This is a genomic window from Mycobacterium sp. SMC-13 (genome assembly GCF_045311035.1).
Lineage (GTDB): Bacteria > Actinomycetota > Actinomycetes > Mycobacteriales > Mycobacteriaceae > Mycobacterium.
In genome coordinates this window covers 36888-54983 of record NZ_JBJIAI010000010.1, presented here as the reverse complement: position 1 = coordinate 54983, position 18096 = coordinate 36888, and the positions used below count along the sequence as shown (strand labels likewise).

Genomic DNA, 18096 nt, shown 5'->3' with positions numbered 1-18096 from the left:
AGGCGGGCGGTCAGGCAGCCGCGCCGCCGCCATCGGCATGCAGCGTCGACCCGGTGACGAAGCTCGACCGTGGCGACGCCAGGAACAGCACCGCCTGCGCGATCTCGGCCGGCTGTGCCGTCCGGCCCAGCGGCAGCATGCGCCCCAGTTCGTCGTTGGTGTCGCCCCATTCGGCAGCCACCCCCGGCGTCGCCGTCGGCCCGGGAGCCACGCTGTTGACACGCACACCGTGCGGCCCGAATTCTGTTGCCCACGTGCGGGTCAACGATTCCAGCGCAGCCTTGGACGCGCTGTAACTGGATGCCCCCGGCACGCCCTTGAACGCGACCATGGACGTGACGTTGACGATGCTCCCCCGGCCCCGGCGCAGCATGCCCGGGACCAGAGCCGCCACCAGGAAATAGGCGCCGCGCACGTTGGTGTCGAAGGTGGACTCGAAGGTCGCCACGTCCTGCTCCACGGTCAGCGCACCCGGGAAGCTGGCGGCGTTGTTGACCACGATGTCGACGTCACCGCATTGACGGGCAAGGCTTTTCACTGATTCCAGGTCGGCCAGGTCCGCGGCGATGAACCGCACCCCGAGTTCGGCTGCCGCCGCGGCGCCACGCTCGGTGGAGCGTCCGGTGATGATCACCGTCGCACCTTCGGCCGCCAGCAGGCGCGCGGTCTCGAACCCGATGCCGGCCGTCCCGCCCGTCACCAGCGCGGTCAGCCCGATCAGCTCTGTCACCGGGCCGCCAGCCAGTCCGCCAGGTGCAGGTCCGAGATGATGGCATCGCCGCTGGTGACCAAACCGGTGTCGCCGACCTTGGTGCCGAAGTAGGTGGCTGCCGGGTCGACCACGATCGGCAGGCTCTCACCGCGGTGGGCCAGCGCCAGTTTGGCCAGGCCCGCGAACGTCAGTTTGTCCGGCCCGCCGATGTTCACGATCCCGTTGGCGGGTGCGGCCTGGGCGACGCGGGCCACTTCGGCGGCGACGTCAGCGCCGGCGATCGGCTGGATGAGGCCCTCGGGCACCCGCACTTCGCCGTCGACGGTCAGCGATGCGGTGATCGCGTCGGCGAACTCATGGAACTGAGTGGCCCGCACGATCGTGTAGGGCAGCCCCGACTCGGTGATGATGCGCTCCTGGGCGACCTTGGCCCGCATGTAGCCGCTGTCGGGCAGACCGTCGCAGCCCACGATGGACAGTGCCACGTAGTGGCCGACGCCGGTCTCCTTCGCGGCGGCCACCAAGTTGGTCGCCGACCGGGTGAAGAAGTCCAGTACCGGGCCGTCGGAGAAGTCCGGCGAGTTGACGACGTCGACCAGCACGTCGGAGCCGGCGAGGGCCTCGGTCAGTCCCGCGCCGGTGAGGACATCGGCACCTGAGTCCCGAGAAGCCGCCACGGTCTGGTGACCGGCCTCGTTCAGCAGGGCCACGACCTTCGAACCGATCTGGCCGCTGGCACCCATCACAGTGATCTTCATCAGACACACCCTTTCGAATTGTTTCGGTTGTGCGGCTTCCACACTCGCAGTCGCCGCAGGCCCGCGAACCCCGGAAAGTCCGTAGTCCGCCGGCGGTCAGTCCAGGAACACCACGTTGTCGCCGATCGGATTGCGCGGCGTGTCAAGGTGGTTCGCCGGAAACGCCGGGTCGGCGTAGCCGATCGAGATGCCGCACAGGATCGTGAGTTCCTCGGGAATGCCGAGCTGCGCACGCAGCACCTCGGGATACAAGCTGATCGACACCTGGACGCAGCTGCCGACACCCCGCTCGGTCAATGCCAGCATCAGCGTCTGCAGGAACATCCCGACACCCATCGCATCGACCGAGCCGAAATCGCGGTGCATGCACACCACCCCGGCGACGGGCGCCCGGAAGAACTCCCAGTTGCGCCGCTGCGCCGCCCAGCGGCCCGCCGCGTCGCCGCGTTCGATGCCCATCGCGCCGTACACCAGGGCGCCACTTTCGCGGCGCAGGTGCGCAAACCGGGGCGGCAGACCGGCCGAGCCCACCTCCGGCGGCGCCGCATCGACGGCCGCGAGCAGCGCGTCGACCAATCGTGCGCGCCGTTCCCCGGTGACGAGGTAGACGTGCCACGGCTGGGTGTTGGAGTTCGACGGTGCCCGGATCGCCAGCTCCAACGCCTCGTCGAGCAGTTTCCGCGGAACCGGCTTGTCCGGCAGGAACATCCGTGCGGACCGGCGCGACCGGACGATGTCGCCGAACCCGGTCGTCACCGGACTCGCCGGTCCTTGCGGGCTTCGAGTTCGTCGTCATCGACGACGACGAGCATCGGCACGCCGGGCGTACAGATCATCGTCACGAGAAAGCGCAGCCGGACGTCGGTGCGGTTGTTGGCGTCCGAGTAGTGGATGACGTCGCCACCCGGCTCCCAGAATGCCTCCCCGGCTTTGATCACCCGCGGCGCTTCACCCTCCAACTCGAAGAGCATCTCGCCTTCCAAGACATAACCGAACGACGGTCCACCGGGATGACGATGCGGCGGAGCGCCCGCGCTCCCCGCCGGCCACTCGATGATCGACGTCATCACGTGGGCGTCGGCCGGGATGAACGGCGGCGTCACGGTCTGGATGGTGGTGATCGCCTTCATCAGGTCGGCACTATCGAACATTGTTGCTCCTCAGTTGAATCCAGGCCTGACCGATCGGAATGCCGACAGGCAGGACGCTCGGTATTCAGCTTCGTCGCGATGCAGCCTGGTGGGACCCTTGGAACTCCGTAGTCGAAACCGGGTGGAGCCACCGGGCGATATTGGCGACGTAGTCCTTGAAGACCGCCAGCCGCGACGGGTCGTCCTTGATCTGTGTGCCGGGAAGATCGGACACGAACGACGGTGCCCCCGCGGCGAGGTCCCAGTTGTAATCGGCGAAGTGGTGGAAGGTGGACTCGGCGACCACGCGGCCCATCGGCCGCCCGGCCGGACATCGTTCACCGTCGACCACGATGGCGAGGTTGAAGTGCCGGCCGGTCGCGGTACTGCGGCCCCTCGCGATTGCCTGGGCGTACGGACCTTTCGCAGTCACCATGCCCTCATGCGGATGCGCGGGGAACCATTCGATGTGCCCGCTGGCGGTGTGGTTCGTTCTCAGCAGTTCGTGTGGCTCGCCGTCGACCCACACCGGCTGGTAGTCGCCGTTGGCACCGGAGTGGTAGTTGGGCCACGAGATGTGCGGATTGTCCTGGTCGTCGCACAGCTCGCGAGGGTCGACGGTCTCGTCGTGGAATTCGTTGACCACGCCCAGGATTCCGAGGCGGTTCAGGCAGCACCCCAGGTCTTGGTGATCGCGCGCGGTGAGCACCCCGCCGCCGCGCTCGCGGAACCGGCGGATGCCGTCGGCGTCGGCGGCCGTCAGACCGTCGCCGACGTCGACCGCCAGCAGCCACAGCTGGTCGAAATCGAGCTCGTCCAGACGGGCCAGTACCGGGTCGTCGGTGAGACATGACCGATTGCGTGCGGTCACGTGGTGACCGCACGCTCTCAGTTCGTCCGCGACCATCGAGAACCGGCTGACGTCCCAATCGTCGGCGCACTCGGTGATCGTCGTCTGCAACAGGATGCGGGACACAGAACTCTTTCATGTCAAGGGTTTTCGCGGAACGCGATCAGCATGGCCAATGGCGGACCGCGCCGGACCCTTGACAGTTCGTGGTCCGTGGCGCGATTCAGCCGGCGGGGAACAGCGTGCGCAACTGCCGCCGCGACGTGATGCCGAGCTTGACGAAGACCTTGCGCAGGTGCCATTCGACGGTGTGCGTGCTGATGAACAGCTGGGCACCGATCTCCTGGTTGGTCAGACCGGCGGCGGCAAGTTCAGCGATCTGGGCCTCTTGCGTCGTCAGCTCGTCACCCGAACTGACCGGCTCCTTGCGGACCTTCTTCCCGGCCGCGATCAGCTCGCGTCGCGTGCGCTCCGCGAACGCCTCGGCTCCCATCCGGTTGAACATCTCGAACGCCGCGCCGAGGTGCTCCCGCGCCGCCACGCGCCGGTTCATGCGGCGCAGCCATTCCCCGTAACACAGATGGGCCCGGGCCAGCAGGAACACGACGCCGGTACGCCCGAGTCGTTCGATGGCCTCGGCGTACCGGACGTCGGCGTCTTCGTCGTCGGCCACCAGGGCGCGCGCGTACGCGAACGCCCCGAGCCCCCAGTCGGTGCCGCTGGTACCCGCACGTCCGGCCAGCTGCTGCGCGGCCCAGTGCCCGGTTTCCTCGTCGCCGATGCGCGTTGCGGCTTCGACGAGCTCGATCAGACCCCAGCAGTAGAAGCCCAGATCGTCGTACTGGCAACAGTTCCTGGCCGCCGCGAAGGCTTCGGCGTAGCGCCCGAGTCCGTTGTAGACGACAGCCGAAAGAAACCCCGTGACCCCGAGTACCCGGCCTTCGCCGCGGGTCGCCGCGTCGGCCGCGGCGGACTCGATGAGGCCCACGGCGTCGACCGCGACCCCGCGAAACGCCGCCAACGACAGCGAGTGGTACCGCAACGGGGCGTAGTCGGTCGCTGCCGAGATGACGGCGGCCTCGGCGATAAGTGCTGCCGCCGTGTCGAATTCGCCTGCGAGCAGATGAACGCCGGCCCCGAACGCGAGTGCGGGCGGAAGTACGGCCAAGGCGCCGGCGTCGCGCGCCTGGCGTATCGCGGCGGTGGCCAGCAGCCGGTGGATGCCGTCATCCCAGATCTCGCCGACGGCCGACTCCTGAATGATGGCCAGGCCCAACGGCATCCACCGCAGGAACTGACCGTCGGCGTCCTGTGCGTGCCGGCACATGAGCTCCAGCGCGGCGCGCATCTGTTCGGCACCACCGCCGGTGACGATCCGGCTCGCCACCCCGCTCAGCAGCAGGTCCACCGGCCGATGCAACGCGGCCGCGTCACCGAGCGCAGCGCCCGCGGCTTCGGCCACCTGCACCACCATGTCCGCCCCGCCGAGCCGGCCCGCATACATCGCCGCGGCGAGCGCCTCGAGGTATGTCTCGTGGGCCAGCCCGGCATCGAGCTTCTCGAGGTCGCGTGCCGCGGCGAGCAACTTCTGCACGGCGTCGCTGAGCGGAGGCACGCCGGGCCCGCCGCCGCGACTGCGGGCGAACTGCATCTCCGCCCGCAACCGATCCACTTGTGCCCGTTGCAGATCCGTCAGTGGCCCGAGTTCGGCGATGGTCAGGAGCTCATACGCCGCAGCCGGTGCCGCCGCGTCGCGCTTGGCCTGTGCCGCCGCGAGCGCGCGTGCCGCACGCAGGGCCGGGTCCGCGGTGAGCACCGTCGCACGTTCCAGGAAGGCCGCGGCCGCGGCGACGCCGCCCTTGCTCTGCGCCCGTCCGGCGGATCGCTCCAGATCCGCGGCCACTGCGTCGTCGGGCCCCGCCGCCGCGTGCGCGAAATGCCACGCGCGGCGGTCCGGATCCTGCCGCGGGTCGGTGGCCTCGGCCAGCGCCCGATGTACCGATCGGCGCGCGTTCACATCGGCCGCACGGTAGACAGCCGACCGCATCAACGGATGGCCGAAACGCACACGCGCGCCGAACTCGATGAGTCCGGCCGCCTCGGCCGGCGCCAGCGCGCTGACGGACAGTCCCAAAATCGTTGCGGCCCGCTGGAACAGCGCCGCATCCCCAACCGAGTCGGCGGCGGCGAGAAACAACAGTTGCTGGGCCGCCGGTGGCAACGCCTCGACGCGACGCCGGTAGCCGTCCTCGACCTGCCGCGTCACACTTCGCCCGGTGCCCATGTTCCAGAAGCCACCGGCGAGCTCGGCGGCAGAAACACTGCGGGGAACTTCGAGGAGCGCCAACGGGATTCCGCGCGTCTCGGCGACCACCCGGTCGCGCACCCGTTCGTCGACCCGACCCAACAGCACCGAGTCGAGCAGGTCGCGGGCGTCGGCATCGGACAGCCCGGTGACCGTCAGCTCCGGCAGCGGCCCCAGCGCCTCTGCTCCGGCGTCACGGGCCGCGAACAACAGCACAACGGGCTCGGCGAGGAAGCGGCGCGCCACGAAGGCAAGGGTCTGCAGCGATACCTGATCGAGCCACTGCGCGTCGTCGACCACACACAACAGCGGCTGGTCCGCCGTCGCGGCGGCCAACAGGCTCAGCACCGCGAGGCCCACCAGGAAACGGTCCGGCGCCGCCCCGGCGCCGCGGCCGAAAGCCACGTCCAATGCCCCGCGCTGCGGCGTCGGCAACTCGTCGAGGTGCTGCATCAGCGGCGCGCACAGCTGCTGCAGGCCCGCGTACGCCAGCTCCATATCGGACTCGACGCCCGTCACCTGAATACAGCGGAATCCGTCGGCAGCGTCCACCGTATGCCGCAGCAGCGCAGTCTTCCCGACCCCCGCCTCGCCGCGCAGGACGAGGACCTGACTGCTGCCCGAGCGCGCGGCCGACAACAGGTCGCGCAGCGTCGTGATCTCTCTGTCGCGGCCACGCAAGACCGGCGCGCGATCCTGGCTCGCCATCGGCACCACCGTTCTGGTTGCTGTCAGCAGTCCTGCCCAGACACAAAGGTGCCCCAAAACCGAAGTTCTGGGGCACCTTCGCTTCTGCTCACGCAGAGAAAAATCAGCCCTTGCGAGCCTTGATGGCGTCGGTCAGCTGCGGGGCGACCTGGAACAGGTCACCCACGATGCCGAGGTCGGCGATCTCGAAGATCGGGGCCTCTTCGTCCTTGTTGACCGCGACGATGGTCTTGGACGTCTGCATGCCGGCGCGGTGCTGGATGGCGCCCGAGATACCGAGGGCGATGTACAGCTGCGGGGCAACGGTCTTACCGGTCTGGCCGACCTGGAACTGACCGCCGTAGTAGCCCGAGTCGACCGCGGCACGCGAAGCACCGACAGCACCGCCGAGCGAGTCGGCCAGGGCCTCGACGACCGCGAAGTTGTCGGCGCTGCCGACACCACGGCCACCGGCGACCACGACGCTGGCCTCGGTGAGCTCCGGACGGTCACCGGCGACGGCCGGCTCGCGCGAGGTGATCTTGGTGGCGTTCTCGGCCTGGGCCGGAACCTCGACGTTGACGACCTCACCGGCGCCGTCGGCCGGGGCGGCCTCGACGGAACCCGGACGGACAGCGATCACCGGGAGCACGTCGTTGGCCTGCGCCTCGACGGTGTAAGCGCCACCGAAGATGCTGTGGACGGCGATGCCGCCGGCCTTGACGTCGACGACGTCGACCAGCAGGCCGGCACCCAGGCGGGCGGCCAGACGACCGGCAACCTCTTTGCCCTCGGTGCTGGCGACAGTCAGCACGGCGGCCGGACTGGCGGACTCGACGAGAGCCTCCAGCACGTCGACGGTCGGGGTGACGAGGTAGTTCGCCGCGTCGGCCGACTCGGCGACGTAGATCTTGGCCGCACCGGCGGCCTTGAGGGCGTCGGTCAGCGGCGCGGCGGTGCCGGGGGCACCCACCACAACTGCCGACGGCTCACCGAGCACACGGGCAGCGGTGATCAGTTCGGTGCTCACCTTCTTGAGGGCACCATCGGCGTGCTCGACGAGCACAAGTACTTCAGCCATGCGTATTTGCCTCTGTGTCTTTCTGGAAGTTTCGGTGTGGTGGGGGCTAGATCAGCTTCTGACCAACGAGGTACTCGGCGATCTTGTTGCCGCCCTCGCCCTCGTCGGCGATCTTCTCGCCCGCGGCCTTGGCCGGCTTCGGCGTCGACGACAGCACCTTGCTGCTGGCGTTGGCGACACCGACCTCGTCGGCCTCGACACCGATCTCAGCCAGCGTCAGCACGGTGACCGGCTTCTTCTTGGCGGCCATGATGCCCTTGAACGACGGGAAGCGGGCTTCACCGATGCGCTCGTTGACGCTCACGACGGCGGGCAGGGTGGCCTCGAGGCCGAAGACGCCCTCGTCGGTCTCACGCTCGCCGGTGACCTTGCCGTTCTCGACGGAGATGCTGCGCAGCGAGGTCAGCTGCGGCAGGCCCAGCAGCTCGGCGATGACGGCCGGAACCGCGCCACCGACACCGTCGGTGGACTCGTTGCCACCGATGACCAGCTCGGCGCCCTCGATGGTGCCCAGCGCGCGGGCCAGGGTCCAACCGGTCTGGACGATGTCCGAACCCTTGAGCTGGTCGTCCTTCACGTGCACCGCGTTGTCGGCGCCCATGGACAGAGCCTTGCGGATGGCCTCGGTGGCCCGCTCCGGTCCGACGGTCAGCACGGTGACGGTGCCGGCGCCGCCGGCGGCCTCTTCCTTCTCCTTGATCTGCAGCGCAGCCTCGACGGCGCGCTCGTTGATCTCGTCGAGCACCGCGTCCGCGGACTCGCGGTCGAGGGTGAAGTCGCCGTCGTTGAGCTTGCGCTCCGACTCATAGTCAGGGACCTGTTTGATCAGGACCACGATGTTCGTCATGGGTGTGGTTCGTCCTCCTCGATGAGGCCGGCGGTCGGCCTGGCATTCACGATTAACGCAACGACCAACATGTTACTACTCGGTAACTTATGTGGCATGGCGCAGGAACACCATAGCTGGTCGAACGCGGCCCGAGGATGCCGCCTTTTGTTTTCTTGACCACACTCGAGGCGGTTGGGCAACATGGCAGAACCAGCAGGTGGGACGGCCCAACCGATCGGGCATGGGATCAGCGGTACCACTCTGGGCTAGCCTGCCTATCTAATGAGCACTTTTCCCGAAACCCAGCCGGACAGCCACGCGGCAAAGTCAGTGCCAGTGATGCCACTGACCGGTGAGCGCACCGTCCCGGACCTGGCCGAGGAGAACTACTGGTTCCGGCGCCACGAGGTGGTGTACCGGCGACTGGTCGAGCGCTGCCGCGACCGCGACGTCCTGGAGGCCGGCGCCGGCGAGGGCTACGGCGCCGACCTCATCGCCGACGTCGCGCGCCGGGTGATCGGGCTCGACTACGACGAGTCCTCGGTGGCGCACATCCGGGCCCGCTACCCGAGGGTCGAGATGCTGCACGGCAACCTGGCCGCGCTGCCACTCCCCGATGCCTCCGTCGACGTCGTGGTCAACTTCCAGGTGATCGAACACCTTTGGGACCAAGGACAATTCGTCGCCGAGTGCCTGCGCGTGCTGCGCCCGGGCGGCGTCCTGCTGATGTCGACGCCGAACCGGATCACCTTCACCCCCGGCAGCGACACCCCGCTGAACCCGTTCCACACCCGGGAACTCAACGCCGCCGAGATGACCGAGCTGCTGACCGAACAGGGCTTCGTCATGGAGGCCATGCTGGGCGTCTATCACGGCGCCGGACTGCGTGAGCTCGACGCCCGGCACGGCGGCTCCATCATCCAGGCCCAGATCGACCGCGCCGTGGCCGATGCACCCTGGCCCGCGGACCTGCTGGCCGACGTGGCCGCGGTGACCATCGACGACTTCGATCTGCTCGCAGCTGATGCCGCAAACAGCCCGAACATCGACGACAGCCTCGACCTGGTGGCAATCGCGGTGCGGCCGTGAGTGATTCATCGAGCACACCAGTACCGGGGATGTTCACCCTGGTGCTGCATACGCACCTGCCGTGGCTGGCCCATCACGGCCGCTGGCCGGTCGGTGAGGAGTGGCTGTACCAGTCGTGGGCGACGGCCTATCTGCCCCTGACGCGCGTGCTGCGCGAGCTGGCGGAGGAAGGCCGCGGTCACCTGCTGACGCTGGGCATGACGCCCGTCGTCACCGCCCAGCTCGACGATCCGTACTGCCTGGCGGGTATGCAGCAGTGGCTGTCCAACTGGCAGCTGCGCGCGCTGGAGGCGACGACCGTCCGCGACGGCGGCGGCGCCCCGGAGACCTTCAACTCACCGGAAGCGTTGCGCGCCTTCGGTGTTCACGAGCACCAGCAGGCCGGTGCGGCACTGGCCGAGTTCGCCGATCACTGGCAGCACGGCGGCAGCCCGGTCCTGCGGCAGCTCATCGGCGCGGGCACCATCGAACTGCTCGGCGGCCCGCTGTCGCATCCGTTCCAGCCGCTGCTCAACCCCCGGCTGCGCGAGTTCGCGCTGCGCGAGGGCCTGGCCGACGCCGGCGCCCGCTTCGCGCACACCCCCGGCGGCATCTGGGCGCCCGAATGCGCCTACGCCCCCGGCATGGAGACCGGCTACGCCGCCGCCGGCGTCACCCACTTCATGGTCGACGGCCCGTCGCTGCACGGCGACACCGCGCTCGGCCGTCCCGTGGGCGAGTCGGACGTCGTCGCCTTCGGTCGCGACCTGCAGGTCAGTTACCGCGTGTGGTCACCCAAGTCCGGCTACCCGGGGCACCCGGCCTACCGCGACTTCCACACCTACGACCACCTGACCGGCCTCAAGCCGGCCCGCGTCACCGGCCGCACCATCCCGTCGGAATCCAAGGCCCCGTACGAACCGGAACGGGCCACCGCCGCCATCGACGCGCACGTCGCGGATTTCGTGAACACCGTGCGGCGCCGACTACTCTCGGAGTCCGAGCGCACCGGCCGCCCGGCCCACGTCGTCGCCGCATTCGACACCGAGCTGTTCGGGCACTGGTGGCACGAGGGACCGGAGTGGCTGGGCCGGGTATTGCGCGCGCTGCCGGCCGCCGGTGTCCGGGTCGGCACCCTGTCGGACGCCATCGCGGGCGGCTTCGTCGGCTCCCCCGTCGAACTGCCGCCCAGTTCCTGGGGTTCGGGCAAGGACTGGCAGGTCTGGTCCGGCGAGCAGGTCGCCGACTTCGTGACGCTCAACGCCGAGGTCGTGGATACCGCGCTGACCACGGTGGACAAGGTGCTGGCACAGGATTCGGCGTACCCGGCACGTGACCGCGTGGCCGACCAGATCCTGCGGGAAGCCCTGCTGACCGTCTCGAGCGACTGGCCGTTCATGGTGAGCAAAGACACCGCGGCGGAATATGCTCGCTATCGCGCGCACCTGCACGCGCACGCCACCCGGGAGATCGCCGGTGCCCTCGCGTCTGGACGACGCGATCAGGCCCAGAAACTCGCGGAAGGTTGGAACCGCGCCGACGGACTGTTCGGCGCCCTGGACGCGCGGAGGTTGCCGCGATGAGCGCTTGCGCGAAGAGCCGAGTGCACCGATGAGCGCTTGCGCGAAGAGCAGAAGGCAACGATGAAAATCCTCATGGTCTCGTGGGAGTACCCACCCGTGGTGATCGGCGGCCTCGGACGCCACGTCCACCATCTGGCCGTCGAGCTCGCGGCCGTCGGCCACGAGGTCGTGGTGCTGTGTCGTCGCCCCGCGGGCACCGACCCCAGCACGCACCCCACCACCAACGAGGTGCACGAGGGTGTGTGGGTGATCTCGGCGGCCCTCGATCCGAACGAGTTCACCTTCGGCACCGACATGATGGCCTGGACCCTGGCCATGGGCCACGCCATGATCCGCGCCGGACTGAGCCTGCGCGACTGGACCCCGGACGTCGTACACGCGCACGACTGGCTGGTCGCCCACCCCGCCGTGACGCTGGCCGAGTTCTTCGACGTGCCACTGGTCTCCACCATCCACGCCACCGAGGCCGGCCGGCACTCCGGCTGGCTCTCCGGCCCGGTGAGCCGCCAGGTGCACTCGCTGGAATCGTGGCTCGTGCACGAGTCCGACTCGCTGATCACCTGCTCGGTGTCCATGGGCGAGGAGATCACCGAGCTGTTCGGACCCGAGCTGCCCGACGTGAGCGTCATCTGCAACGGCATCGACACCGCCGGCTGGCCGTTCGCCATGCGCCGCAAGCACGACGGCCCGGCCGAGCTGCTGTTCGTCGGCCGGCTGGAGTACGAGAAGGGCGTTCATGACGTCATCGCCGCGCTGCCGCGCATCCGGCGGACCCACCCCGGCACCACGCTGACCGTCGCCGGTGACGGCACGCAGTACGAGTGGCTGGTCGAGGAAGCCCGCAAGGCCAAGGTCACGAAGGCCGTGAATTTCGTTGGCCGCGTGGATCATTCAGGGCTACTGGAGCTGCTGCACCGGGCCGACGCCGCAGTCCTGCCGAGCCACTACGAGCCGTTCGGCATCGTGGCGCTGGAAGCCGCCGCGGCCGGGACGCCGCTGGTGACATCGAACGTCGGCGGGCTCGGCGAAGCGGTGATCAACGGCAAGACCGGCGTCTCCTGCCCGCCGCGCAACGTCGGCGCGCTGGCGTCCGCGGTCCGCAAGGTGCTCGACGACCCCGCGGGCGCGCAGCAGCGCGCCCTCGCCGCACGTGACCGGTTGAACCACGACTTCTCGTGGCAGACCGTGGCCGCCGAGACCGCGGATGTCTACCTGGCCGCCAAGCGCGGCGAGCGACTGCCGCACGCGCGTCGTCCCATCGTGGAGCGCCCGCTGCCCGACCGCGGCTGAGAGCTCGTCACCGCAAATCCATAGAACTGTCCCTTTTCCCTGGAAGAGGGACAGTTCTGTGCTGACTTGCGGACTTTCGACCCTTGACGCATATACCCCCCGGGGGTACAAACGGCAGGGTGTTCACTCGCCGTAGTTTCCTGATCGCCTCCGCCGTCACGGGCGCATCCGCGCTCGCCGGCGTCGCCGCGTGTAGCAAGACGCCCGCCGCGGCCGGCGGTATCGACCAGAAGGCCATCGCCGCTGCCGAGGCTGCCCGCCCGCACACCGGGCGCACCGTCTCGGTGGCGCTGCGCCCGCAGCCGGCCACCGTCGACCTCGGCGGTGTCACGGTGCAGACCCTCGCGTACGGCGATCAGGTGCCCGGCCCGCTGATCCGCGCGTCGGTGGGCGACGAGCTGTCGGTCCGCGTGTCCAACGGGCTCGACCATGACACGTCGGTGCACTGGCACGGCATCGCCCTGCGCAACGACATGGACGGCGCGGCACCCGCGACGCCGAACATCAAGCCCGGCAACGACTTCACGTACACGTTCTCGGCTCCGCATGCCGGCACCTACTGGGCGCATCCGCACACCGGCCTCGACGCGGACCACGGGCTGTACCTGCCGGTCGTCATCGACGATCCCGCGGAGCGCGGCCGCTACGACGCGGAATGGATTGTGGTCCTTGATGATTGGACCTCGGGTGCCGGTCAGTCGCCCCAGCAGATCTACGACGGCCTGCGCGCCATGGCCGGCATGGGACACATGGGCGGCCACGACATGAGCGGCATGGGTGACATGCCCGGTATGGCGGGAATGGCGACGAGCCCGCTGCTCGGCGGCGACGCCGGCGACGTCAAGTACCCCTACTTCGTCGCCAACGGCCGGATTCCCGCCGCACCAACGGTTTTCAACGCCAAGCCGGGTCAGCGCATCCGGCTGCGCATCATCAACGCCGGCGCCGACACCGCGTTCCGGGTCGCACTGGCGGGCCACCGCATGACCGTCACGCACACCGACGGCTTCCCCGTCGACCCGGTGAACGTGGACGCACTGCTGCTGGGTATGGGCGAGCGCTACGACGTCATCGTCACCGCGGGCGACGGCGTCTTCCCGTTGGTGGCGGTGGCCGAGGGCAAGGACAGCGCCGCGCGCGCCATCCTGTCCACCGGCGCCGGCACCGCGCCGGACGCCGCGTTCCGCCCCGCGGAGCTGAACCGGAAGATCGGCACCGTCGCCGACTTCACGGCCACCGGCGCCGTCGACCTCGGACCGATCACGCCGGACGTCACGCTGGCCGCGGAACTCACCGGGTCGATGATGAAGTACGACTGGGGCATCAACGGGCGGGGCTTCGACAACCGCACGGCGCTGACCATCCGGCAGGGACAGCGCGCCACCATGACCTTCACCAACTCGACGACGATGTGGCATCCGATGCACCTGCACGGGCACACGTTCCAGGTGCTACAGCCCGACGGCCGGCGCGGCCCACGCAAGGACACACTGATCGTGCTGCCCAGGCAGAAGCTGACCGTCGCGCTCGTCGCCGACAACCCCGGTGAGTGGATGCTGCACTGCCACAACGCCTATCACCAGGAGGCGGGCATGATGACGACGCTCGCCTACACGAGCTGAGTTACCGGGAGCTCTTCTTACGCTCGATGTCGGCCAGCGCCCGGGCGAGTTCCTCGCGTTCGGCGGCCGAGGTCTCCCAGTCCAGCTTGCGGTTCTTGACCACCTTGGCCGGGGCGCCGACCGCGATGGAGTAGTCCGGAATCTCGCCCTTGACCACCGCGTGGGCGCCGAGCACGCAGCCGCGGCCGATGCTGGTGTTGCGCAGGATGGTCACCTTGGCGGCGATCCAGGTGTCCGGCCCGATCCGCACCGGGCCCTTGATGATGCCCTGGTCCTTGATCGGCAGCTCCATGCTGTCCATCTTGTGGTCGAAGTCGCAGACGTAGCACCAGTCGGCCATGAGCGCCGACTCGCCGATCTCGATGTCCAGGTAGGTGTTGATGACGTTGTCGCGTCCCAGCACCACCTTGTCACCGAACCGCAGCGAGCCCTCGTGGCAGCGGATGGTGTTCTTGTCGCCGATGTGGACCCAGCGGCCGATCTCCATCTGCGCCAGCTCGGGCGTGCACTGGATCTCCACACCCTTGCCCAGGAACACCATGCCACGCGTGATGATGTGCGGGTTGGCCAGCTTGAACTTGAGCAGCCGGAAGTACCGCACCAGGTACCACGGGGTGTAGGCCTTGTTGTCGAGCACCCACTTCAGCGACTCACGGGTGAGGAACCGCGCCTGCCGCGGATCGCGCAGCCGCGAACCCCGCCATCGTTTGTGAATCGGTGCGCCCCACATCGTCGTCATGGCCGGAAAGCCTACGCGAGGCGAAATCGGACATTCGCGTGTCTCGGGCTAGTCTCGGGACTCGATGCCTGCACACCGAATCCGCCGCCTCGCCACCGTTGCTGTTGCCGCGGTCACGCTGACTGTTGCCGGGTGCGGCAACACCGACTCCTGGGTCAAGGCACACCCCTCGGACGGCTGGCCCGCGCAGTACGGCGACGCCGCCAACAGCAGCTACACCGCGCTGGCCGGGGCAAGCAGCCTGAAGCAGGACTGGGCCCGCTCGGCCAAGGGAAACATCGGCGCACAGGTGATCCTCGGCTCCGGCAGCTATCTGGCCATCAACGCGCAGTCGGCCAATGGTTGCTCCCTGATGGTGTGGGAAAGCGACCAGCACGGCCGCCAGCGCTGGTGCACCCGGCTGTGGCAGGGCGGCGGCATGTCCAGTCCCCTGTTCGACGGCTTCGACAACATGTACGTCGGCCAGCCCGGCGCGATCATGTCGTTCCCGCCGACGCAGTGGATCCGCTGGCGCCAGCCCGTGATCGGGATGCCGACGACACCGCGCATCCTGTCGCCCGGTCAGCTCCTCGTGGTGACGCATCTGGGCCAGGTGCTGGTGTTCGACGCGCACCGCGGCCAGACCATCGGCGCCCCGCTGGACCTCGTCAGCGGCGTCGACCCCGCCGACTCGGCGCGCGGCCTGGCCGACTGCCAGCCCGCCAAGGCGGCGTGCCCCATCTCGGCGGCGCCCGCCTACTCCCCTGACACCAACATGGTCGTCCTGGGCCTGTGGCAGCCGGGCACCGATGCCCCTGCCCTCGTCGGGCTGCGCTACCACGAGGGCCAGACGCCGCTGCTGACCCGCGAATGGAGCAGCACCGCGGTCGGAGGCGGCCCCATCGCCAGCCCGGTGCTGTCGGCCGACGGCAAGACCGTCTACGTCAACGGCCGCGACCAGCACCTCTGGGCGGTGAATTCCGCCGACGGCAAGGCCAAGTGGTCGGTCAACCTCGGCTTCCAGCCGCAGACGCCGCCGTCGGTGACGCCGGACGGTCTGGTGGTCGCCGGCGGCGGGCCGCAGACCAAGCTCACCGCGGTCAAGGACAAGGGCGACAAGGGCGAGGTGGCGTGGACGCGCAGCGACGTCGAGCCGCTGACGACGGCCACGCGCGCCGGCACCGACGTCGGGTACGTGGTGGTCCGGGACGGCCAGGCCGGCCAGGCGTTGGTCGTCTTCTCCCCCGCCGACGGCCACACCGTGAACAGCTATCCACTGCCGGGCGCCACGGGCTGGCCGGTCGGGGTGTCAGTCGGGCACGACAAGCGCGTCATCACCGCGACGAGCGACGGCCAGGTCTACGCGTTCGCCCCAGCCTGATCAGGGATTTGTGCACGATTTTCCGCGCTTGCCGCGGAAAATCGTGCACAAATCCCTAGGCGAGCATGGACTCGATCGGGGCTCGCGGCACCGTCACCTGCACCGCGCCGGCGGATTCCGGTAGCACCTGTCCCTGGCTGAAGAAGAAGATCAGCGAGTCGTTGGTGATCGCGAAGTTCTGGTAGGTCTCCGGATCCAGCCCGGCGGCCGGCGGCATCAGCACCGGCTGCGCTGACTGGCGGATCAGTTCGCCCTGAACCAGCGGCAGGATCACCGGAAAAGGTTGTGCGCCAGGTACGAACAGATTGTCGATGGTGATCGGCCTGCGCTGGACCAGGTCCCACGTGAACGTCTTGTAGAAGGTCTGCGGATGCGCACCGCCGACATCCTGGAACGTCTTGAACACGACCGACTGGGTGTTCCGGGGCGGGATCGCCGCGGTGTACTGCGTCGCGGTGGTGTCCAGCTCGTACGAGGTCTCGTGCGGTCCGGGCATCTTCGCGACGTTGACGTACCCGTCGCGGGTCTGCGTGATGTAGTCGACCACGGCCTGCTGATCCGGGTAGTCGATGGGATAGCTGATGTTGAGCGCGTAGCCGCGGGTGGTGTCGCGAATCTGACACATCCGTGAGCCGTCGACGACGCCGCCCAGCTCCGGGCATTTCGCCGGGGTCGCGGCCGCAAGAGGCATGCCGAGCCAACCGACCGCCCCTGTTGCAGCGATCACTGCGGCGAGTGCGGGAAGGCGCATCTGGTGAATCCTCCAGGGATCAAGAAATGGCGGCACGTCGCCGCCGGTTCCAGCGTACCTGTCGGCCCTACCCGTCCCGGCCATGAACTGCGACCTGGCGATTCAGCGCGACGGCCGGCAAATGAAGGCCGTCGGCCGGGCGGCGGCGCCCGCACCGATGCGCGTGATCACCACAGAGAGCTGCGCACCCGAGCGCTGCAGCTTCAGCTTGGCGCGCAACGCATCCGGGTCGATGTCGACGCCGCGCACCAGAATTTCGACGGCCGACGCCCCGTGCGCGGACAGCGCCTGCCGGAGCCGCTTCTCGTTGTAGGCGATCTGCTCGATGACCTCGAAACCCCTTGTGCCGCTTGGCAACTCGTCGCCAGACAGGTACGCGATCGCCGGGTCGAGCTGCCACAGGCCGTGCCGCGCCGCATAGTGGCGCACCAGACCGGCGCGCACCACCGCGCCGTCGGGGTCGACGATCCACCGCCCCGCGGGCCCCGAGGGACAGTCGCCGGGGTCGGCATCGGTGAATTCCTCGGCCACCTGGCCGTTCTTGTCGAGCACCGTGGCCCGGCGCGTAACGCCGGATGGCGCCAGCCCCGGTGACCACAGACAGGCCTCCCGGACGCTGCCGGCCAACGACGTGATCTGCACCTCGCCGCTGAATCCCAGCTCGGCCAGTTGGCCGAAATCGACGCCGGGAGCGCATTTCACCACCAGGTCGCGGCCCTGGTAGACCTCGAGCAGCTCGTCCAGCGGCGGGGCGTAATCACGGGGGTCGAACTTGCGGCGCCCCGAACTGCGCCGCGCCGGGTCGACGACCACCACGGTGTCCCGCGTGATCGGGCGGAGCGCGTCCGCGCGGCACAGCAGCGCACGGTCGCCCACGTTGTGCCGCGCCATGGCCAGCCGGACCGCGTCCAGGTCGCTGCCGACGAGATGCGACGCCGAATCAGCCGAATTACTCAGGGCGGCAAGTTCTGTCCCGACGGAACACGTCGCATCGTGCACGACGCGGCCGGACAACCGCCGCGCCCGATGAACGGCGACGGCCCCGGCCGTGGCCTGCTGCAGCGCCTCGTCGGTGAACAGCCAGCCGGTGACGTCGCCCAGCTCGGCCAGTTTGGCGACGGCCCGGCGCCGCAGCAGCACGGTCTCGACCAGAACCGCCGCACGGTCACCGAAACGCGAACGCGCCCAGGCGATGTCGGATACCCGGTGGGCATCGGTCAGGGGCCGGGCGGCCACCTCGGCGAGCGCCTCCTGACCGGGTCCGGTCAGGTAGGCGACATCGTCGAGTGTGAAGGCATAGCCGCTCACGTCAGAGCGTCAGGGGGGCGGGG

16 protein-coding genes are annotated in these 18096 nt (G+C 69.0%); 5 read left to right on the top strand and 11 right to left on the bottom strand.

The window, feature by feature from the left end; translation table 11 throughout:
- Nucleotides 1-10 precede the first annotated feature (10 nt).
- The 8 genes from ACJH6I_RS16345 to ACJH6I_RS16310 form a co-directional block, all read right to left on the bottom strand.
- On the bottom strand, nt 11-730 hold the full coding sequence (locus tag ACJH6I_RS16345; RefSeq protein ID WP_318986164.1) for an SDR family oxidoreductase: 720 nt from the start codon (nt 728-730) through the stop codon (nt 11-13).
- Nucleotides 727-1470: an NAD(P)H-binding protein gene (locus tag ACJH6I_RS16340; protein ID WP_318986163.1), complete on the bottom strand. Its 744-nt coding sequence runs from the start codon at nt 1468-1470 to the stop codon at nt 727-729. The genes ACJH6I_RS16345 and ACJH6I_RS16340 overlap by 4 nt, the downstream gene beginning before the upstream one ends.
- 96 nt (nt 1471-1566) lie before the next feature.
- Nucleotides 1567-2226 (bottom strand): nitroreductase, encoded by a 660-nt coding sequence (locus ACJH6I_RS16335; RefSeq protein WP_318986162.1) that lies wholly within the window; start codon nt 2224-2226, stop codon nt 1567-1569.
- Complete coding sequence (locus ACJH6I_RS16330; RefSeq protein WP_064985740.1) at nt 2223-2621, bottom strand: cupin domain-containing protein; 399 nt, start codon at nt 2619-2621, stop codon at nt 2223-2225. Before ACJH6I_RS16330 ends, ACJH6I_RS16335 begins: the two co-directional genes overlap by 4 nt.
- A gap of 64 nt (nt 2622-2685) precedes the next feature.
- Nucleotides 2686-3576 (bottom strand): hypothetical protein, encoded by an 891-nt coding sequence (locus tag ACJH6I_RS16325; RefSeq protein WP_318986161.1) that lies wholly within the window; start codon nt 3574-3576, stop codon nt 2686-2688.
- 97 nt (nt 3577-3673) lie between these two features.
- Nucleotides 3674-6463: an AAA family ATPase gene (locus tag ACJH6I_RS16320; RefSeq protein ID WP_318986160.1), complete on the bottom strand. Its 2790-nt coding sequence runs from the start codon at nt 6461-6463 to the stop codon at nt 3674-3676.
- A gap of 103 nt (nt 6464-6566) precedes the next feature.
- Entirely contained in the window at nt 6567-7523 is a 957-nt protein-coding gene (locus tag ACJH6I_RS16315) for an electron transfer flavoprotein subunit alpha/FixB family protein (RefSeq protein ID WP_318986159.1), read from the bottom strand.
- Between the two features lie 46 nt (nt 7524-7569).
- On the bottom strand, nt 7570-8370 hold the full coding sequence (locus tag ACJH6I_RS16310; protein WP_212813842.1) for an electron transfer flavoprotein subunit beta/FixA family protein: 801 nt from the start codon (nt 8368-8370) through the stop codon (nt 7570-7572).
- Between the two features lie 264 nt (nt 8371-8634).
- On the opposite strand from ACJH6I_RS16310, the gene ACJH6I_RS16305 reads away from it, so the two are divergent.
- The 4 genes from ACJH6I_RS16305 to ACJH6I_RS16290 all read left to right on the top strand — a co-directional run bounded on the left by ACJH6I_RS16305 (nt 8635) and on the right by ACJH6I_RS16290 (nt 13915).
- Nucleotides 8635-9441, top strand: coding sequence for a bifunctional 2-polyprenyl-6-hydroxyphenol methylase/3-demethylubiquinol 3-O-methyltransferase UbiG (locus ACJH6I_RS16305; protein WP_244872856.1), 807 nt, complete (start codon nt 8635-8637; stop codon nt 9439-9441).
- A gap of 29 nt (nt 9442-9470) precedes the next feature.
- A complete protein-coding gene (locus ACJH6I_RS16300) occupies nt 9471-11003 on the top strand; it encodes a glycoside hydrolase family 57 protein (RefSeq protein ID WP_212814748.1) in 1533 nt (510 codons plus the stop codon).
- A 60-nt stretch (nt 11004-11063) separates the two neighbouring features.
- Entirely contained in the window at nt 11064-12293 is a 1230-nt protein-coding gene (locus ACJH6I_RS16295) for a glycosyltransferase family 4 protein (RefSeq protein WP_212813840.1), read from the top strand.
- A gap of 119 nt (nt 12294-12412) precedes the next feature.
- Nucleotides 12413-13915, top strand: a complete 1503-nt coding sequence (locus ACJH6I_RS16290; protein WP_318986158.1) for a multicopper oxidase family protein — start codon at nt 12413-12415, stop codon at nt 13913-13915.
- Nucleotide 13916: 1 nt separating this feature from the next.
- On the opposite strand, the gene ACJH6I_RS16285 is transcribed toward ACJH6I_RS16290, so the two are convergent.
- Nucleotides 13917-14654 (bottom strand): acetyltransferase, encoded by a 738-nt coding sequence (locus ACJH6I_RS16285; protein ID WP_318986157.1) that lies wholly within the window; start codon nt 14652-14654, stop codon nt 13917-13919.
- Nucleotides 14655-14718: 64 nt separating this feature from the next.
- On the opposite strand from ACJH6I_RS16285, the gene ACJH6I_RS16280 reads away from it, so the two are divergent.
- A complete protein-coding gene (locus ACJH6I_RS16280; RefSeq protein ID WP_318986156.1) occupies nt 14719-16014 on the top strand; it encodes a PQQ-binding-like beta-propeller repeat protein in 1296 nt (431 codons plus the stop codon).
- Nucleotides 16015-16069: 55 nt separating this feature from the next.
- On the opposite strand, the gene ACJH6I_RS16275 is transcribed toward ACJH6I_RS16280, so the two are convergent.
- Both ACJH6I_RS16275 and ACJH6I_RS16270 read right to left on the bottom strand, forming a co-directional pair.
- Entirely contained in the window at nt 16070-16765 is a 696-nt protein-coding gene (locus ACJH6I_RS16275; RefSeq protein ID WP_212813834.1) for an esterase, read from the bottom strand.
- Nucleotides 16766-16867: 102 nt separating this feature from the next.
- Nucleotides 16868-18073 carry a THUMP-like domain-containing protein gene (locus ACJH6I_RS16270; RefSeq protein ID WP_318986155.1) on the bottom strand — a complete coding sequence of 402 codons (1206 nt, stop codon included), beginning with the start codon at nt 18071-18073 and terminating at the stop codon, nt 16868-16870.
- Nucleotides 18074-18096 lie beyond the last annotated feature (23 nt).